This window comes from bacterium (assembly GCA_035530055.1).
Lineage (GTDB): Bacteria > UBA6262 > WVXT01 > WVXT01 > WVXT01 > WVXT01.
The window spans coordinates 1-6,139 of the sequence record DATKVN010000067.1 but is presented as its reverse complement, the minus strand read 5'-3'; the positions used below and the strand labels follow the sequence as shown (position 1 = coordinate 6,139).

Here is a 6,139-nt window from a genome sequence, read left to right as displayed (position 1 = left end):
ATAGGAGACAAAAATAGACGTTCCAATTATGGAAAGTCCAACAATCAACGAAGAAAGGGAAGAAGCAGTATGAATAACTGCGGTTGTAACTATGAGGCTAACCAAACCTCTTGTAAACGCGTCTATGAATCTCTTTCTGGGTTGCGCTTCTTGTGGAGGTGCTTCTTTAATCCAGCCTTTGAAAAAAATAAATGTAACCAGACTCGATACAAGACCAACCACGCCTACCATAGGCGCCCATGAGATTAAAGGAAGAGAAAGGAACATTACACCACCTGCTACGGGATGTGATATAGCCGCAAGCAATATTATCGAAGCTGAAATAAAGGTGATGTAGTTAATAACATTTAATATTTGGAAAAGAGCATGCCGTGAAAATGCCTTTGCTAATCCTTCCTTGCCAACCCCTTCATATTCTTCAATGAGCCTTTCCTGAATCTTATCTGAGGCACCTTGAATCTTTTTAAGATACGGCCTTAAAGCCAATATAAGAATCAAAGCCGCACCGGCAATTATGACCGCTGCTATTGGTGAAATACCGGTTAGTCCGCCAGAAATAAGTTTGCCACCAACACCGCTCATAGCTCCTTTTGTACCAAATAGAGGGAATATTATTTTCATTATAAGAAAATAAAGTGATCCCAAACCTAAAACAATTGAAGCCGGTTTCTTTAGTCTCATTGCTTTAACTATTATTGATTCTTTTTCCTCCGTTGATTCTTCTGTTTTTTGGTCATAAGAAGGTCTTAACGCCGCAGCAAATACCTTACCCATCTCTTCCGTACTTTTATCTACGGTATGCTTTATACCATCTATCCCGCTTCGCGCCTGGACGGCATATTGACTATATTTGGCGCTCTGTTGCTGCCAACTCAATCCCGAGAAGCCCTCTCTTAATTTTTCAAAATTACTCTGAAAACTACTCCACTCGTCATCCATTATTGAAAGTGCGTACCGGGTGAGAACTCTTTTTATATTATTCAGGATTGCCTCGCCAAGTGTAATTCCTTTATCTTGTTCTTCGAATATACCGTCTAACATCTCTTCTACTTGCGCTTCAGGTATACCGAGTGCTTCTAAATTGAATACCTCGGAAAATAGCAGAACCTTTAGAACTTCTCTTTTTCTTTTATCACTACTTTCATTAGATACATCTTTTTCTATAGCACCTATCCTCTTGCCAAAATCTCTACTTACATCTTCTCTGGCAAAAAATTCGTTGATTAGTTCGCCGCTCAGCACTTTACCTCTCAATGAATAGAACCATCTTTGTATGCTTTGAGACTTTTGGCCTTCTTCGAGAACCATCTCTTCATCTAATATGCCAGCAAGTCGCGCCTGTTCCCTGGTCTGATATAGATGTTGCTCTACAATCTTTGCTCTTATCTCTCCCAATATTTCACTGAGTAATTTCTCGTCAGTAATTGGCTCTTTGGCATCTCTTAATCTTTCTCTCAAAACCACGATGTGTTCCTTAACTAAATCTGAATACTCTTCCCCTTCCAAACCTTCCATGTCCCAGTGACCTTCCCAGCTACCCGGGTCTCCCTGCCTCGCAACACGGCCTTGCTCCTGAATCTGGAATGCACTGAACTTCGGGAAATAAGTCGATATGAGACGCATACCTATCTTTCTTAACCTTTCTTCTTCCAGCATTACTTTCAGCAAATCTTCATGTATTCTATAGTCCGTTCCCCTTGTTCCTCTTGGTGTTATTATTGTAACTTTGCCTTCAGTTCCAGCATTTCCAACTATCCTACTTACTTTATCTTTGTCAGTACTTGATGTATATGTATCTGCCTCAATATCTATCTCTCTTAGCAAAGCCTGTAATTCCTCAGCCGAACTTTTATCCTTTGCGGACAATATTATCGGAATACCGCGATTGACCAGCTCTTTCACTCTCTTAACAATGCCTGATAATTTACTCTTCTTCCCCAAATATAGATTTATTCCGGCCACATCCAGGGTGGGCTCAACTTTCTTACCATCTTTATCATAAATCGTAAGCTTTTCTACTTCCTTTCCAAACATCTCCTCCATGAAACCTTGGATTCCTTCTGTACCACTAGCCCCACACTGTAGAATTACGTTTGGATGACTTACAAAAGCTTTTCTCGAAGTGCTGGCTATAACCATGGTCGCTGGCTTCATAGGAAGGCTTTCTTTCAATCTAACGGCATTATGTAAATCACCTTGCCACTGAGTTCCTGGCGCCCTCTCTCCAGTCTCTGATAGAATTACAACATCGTCTCCTACAACTTCGTAACCACCTTTTTGGTCTTTATGGTAGTTGTTTTTAGCGGTTAGAAGCGTCTCCACGGATTCCTTCCAGGTCCTGTAGGAATACGTATTATGCCCTCCGCGCCTCAGTATCCACCATAATCTCAAACACCCCGGAGCAGTCAATCTGGTAACTGTGCCACCTTTCTTTCCCCATCGAATAAGAGGTCTGTCTAACTCGTCAAGCCACTTACGAGCAATCTCCAGTCGTTCCATTCTTTCTCTCGCATCCTTGGCTTCAGGCCCGGAAAGAATGGCTGGATTTGAAAAATTGAGAACGTTACGAACGTCAAACTCATCATCCATTAGCACGGTGGGTCTGTTCATTAAGATTTGGTCTTCTACACTGAATGCATGTCTTTCTCGAAGTTCAATATGTTCGAAAACTTCTGGCGTTCCATAAATGGCATAAGCCTCTATGCAGACTTTCTTCACGCTTTCTCCGTTATCATCCGCTCCCTTTATAAGTTCTCCTTTATTAACATCATAGAAATAACCAATCTCTTCTCCTGTTCCTTCATCCTTTTCTATTAAACCTATACGAATTTCAAACGGAGCTAAAAGTTCTCCCACGCGTGCGGCATCTTCTCTTACCTTGTCCTGATTAGGCGATGAAACCTCTACCACTTCATTCGCAACCCTTTTTAACCATCTTAAGAAAATAGCGATACCAAACATATAGGTCTTACCGGAAGAAGTGCGCGCCAAAAGAAACTTACCTTTGTCTTCCAAAAGTTCCTTCGCGCCTTCCTTTTGATGACGTAACGCAGGGCCGCCTACAACTCTTTTCATCTCCTCGTCCATCATCTCCAATGCGGCTTCAGTAACATCCTCTCCTTCTGCAAACCTCCTTCTCAATTCTTCGGCTTTGGCTTTAGGATCAACTGTTGAAACTGGTCTCTGCTCGGCTTCTCCCTTTCGTGAGGTCAGTTTGTCATAAAGGATGGGGTTCTTTTTCTGGAGGCTGGCTAATGCTTTTTGGGCATTTTGGTACTTGAGCGAGCTTTCCGGAACTTCTGCATATCCCTGTAAACGGACTAAGCTTGGGGTTATCTCTCTATTGGAAAATCCTTTTTCTTTTAGAGACGCGACGCGTCTTTCCAGCGTACTTCGGCTATAGTACAGGTAACTTGCCACCGGGGGTAAACCGAGAGTAAGCAACCCTTCCAATTTATCTACATAGAGGTCTATCTTCCGGCTGAGACCAGCAACAATTCCTTTTGCCCGGGTAACTTTTTCAATTCTCCTTCGGGCCACAAGGCGATTGAGAGCTACTTCTAAAGATTCCTCCTCCGGAATATTCAGTTTTTCCCTAAAATCTTTTTGAGCCTCTAACGCCCTAGTATGAGCCTCTTCTTGAGTCGCCCCGGCTTCTAATTCTTTTCTCTCCCTGAAAGCGTGGAAAATAAGTTCGGCAAGTTGTTTATCTGTAAGGTTGTCCAAAGCGTCCTGTTGAATGCCGGTCTTCCTGCCAAAGATAAATTCACTGACCCACGTAAATACCCAGTCATGCTCCGCTGTTCCTTCCTGAATCCACTCAGGGTTGTCCACCACAATCAGTCTTTTATTTGTAAACATACTGAGAAGAGATTTAGCCATGTTCGGGTCGTATCTTTCCACAACCGCAAGAGCGTCAACCATTTTCCCCTGTTGTTCTTCATTAAGCTCAACCGGCTTTTTCTGGAATTCCTTAATCATCCCTTCGGCAACGCTCCAGATTCCCCTGAACATTGCTCCTTTTTTGAGATGCCCTTTAAAGAACCCGCTGAGAAATTTGCCCAACTTAAATGACAGGCTTCCGCCGGCAGTAAACACACTTAAAATATAATTTCCGCTAATAGCGATTAATAAAGAAGCTGCAAGCCCACCTAAAGTTAATAAGTTTCTGCGTGCAAAATGTAAGGGAGGTTTTGGTTTCGTTTCCTTGACTTCTTGTTCTGCTGCCCTTTCTCTCCAGCCATTTCTCGCTCGCAGGATACTCTCTCTCATAAACCCTGCTTTGACTTTTGTCTTCGCTGTCTCAAAATCATAGCCACCATAATGAGGTAGTTCATAAAGCGATTTTCCTAGAACTTCTGGATCTTCACTCAGCCCTTTTACTCCCAGAAGCCGGGGATGATTCTTTTGCATTCCATCAAAGGCTTCCTTTTCGTTTTCCTTTCCGGTAACTTCCATACATATCTCACCTATTGGCGCTTCGTAATCCAGATTCGAGGACCTCCCAACCACATTTCTAATTTCGCCGCCAGCAGTCTCCATAACCATTGTGGTTGTTGTTTCATCACCATATAGCTCCAATTCTTCAACCGCCTCATATTTTGTTGCCGTATAGACTCCATTTGTAGTATCATATCCATAGTCATAGGTTTTCCCTCGTAATTCATCTTCGGGTGTATGGAAGACAGCTATGGCCAGCCCTCCACCTCCTATACAAACTATGGGGGCCGCAATCTCGCAATCAACAAGGATGAAATCCTCTCCGACATCTAATTTTGTAAATTTCTTATTGAACCTGATTATACTATTTATAATCGCTGAACCCTTCTGGAGATGAATTTCGTATTTTCCCTCCTCCGGCGCTTCTACCTTCAAATTCTTTAACAGGAAGACAGCATTCCGTGTATCCTTTGAAAGTAGTTTTCCATCATAATATATCTTGACATTTTCCGGGATTTTTACGGTATTATCCATCCTTGCTTGATATTTTAATCTCACATCGTAAACTGTATCTCTGAGGATTTTCCCATAAACACCCAAATTGGCAATATCATTGCAGTACGCACCATCTCCTCCGTAATTAATACCCAGTAATCTTACTCCATTATCTCCAAGATATTCAATGGTAGTTCCAGTTATGGGGTCGTTCATATCGGTATCAGAGCGGCGGGCACTTCCGGCAAAAATATTATCAAAAACGTTGACATTCTTCTGATTGAGTCTTTCTCCTGATTTATCTCTTTCGGAGAGCTTTTTGATAAACAGGTCCCAAATAGTCTTCTTATCACCCATTATGAAAAACATATTCATAACGCTTGTGCCTTCACCTAGAATAATCGCTTCTTCTGCTAGGGCGGCAAAGACGGCCTTTTCAACGAACTTTTCTATGTCGCCTCTTTCTGAGGTAAAGAAGTTGCCCTTGGTTCTCAGTGCAAGTTGTGCATCTTCAAATATCCTCCGCGCCTTTTTAATTTCGTCACCATATTTTCCTTCAAGCCCCGAACGTGATTTCCTTAACTCTTTCTTACTATCTAAGAACCCTTTTATACCTTCTATGGTCCGTCCTGTTTTCTCCAGGTAATTACTTATAACAAGCTGGTCATCCAATTCTTCCTCTGTCATTAGTAATAACCCTACGGGAAATCCTTCATCAGCTGCAAAATCCTTTATATTCTTAGCAACATTCTTTTCAAAAAGCTTTACTTTCGTACCTGAAGCTGATAGGAATTGCTTGGGAAGTCCACTGAGTCTGTATAAATAAAAGCCTGGGTCTTCGCCAAACCTGATAATACCATCGGATGCCGGCCAGATAAGAACGTTCTTCCCATAATCCTTCATCTGAAGCCATGCCGCGCCCACTGTCTGAATATTTGCCTCCAATAACGTAATTACCTCAACCCTGCTCTCTCCTCCTCTTTCCACTATCCTCATAAACGGCGCCTGACTGAACTGCCCGTGATTGGCGATAGTTACCGGACCGCCCTGTATCTTGACCCCTCCGTCGCTTATCATACCAATCTGCTCATTATCAAAGAACTTTTTGCCCAATAAATCGGCTGTCCTCCTCATAGCGGTCAAAGGCCCGGGCAGGCTATCAGTCAACGTCCCTGGCATTTCTATTGATACAATGAAAGTCATC

The 6,139-nt window shown here is 42.5% G+C and carries 1 protein-coding gene; it reads right to left on the bottom strand.

Going from position 1 to position 6,139, the window contains the following annotated elements; translation table 11 throughout:
• Positions 1–6,139 (bottom strand): hypothetical protein (locus VMW39_05310; protein ID HUW23429.1); only part of this gene is annotated, 6,139 nt, incomplete at both ends.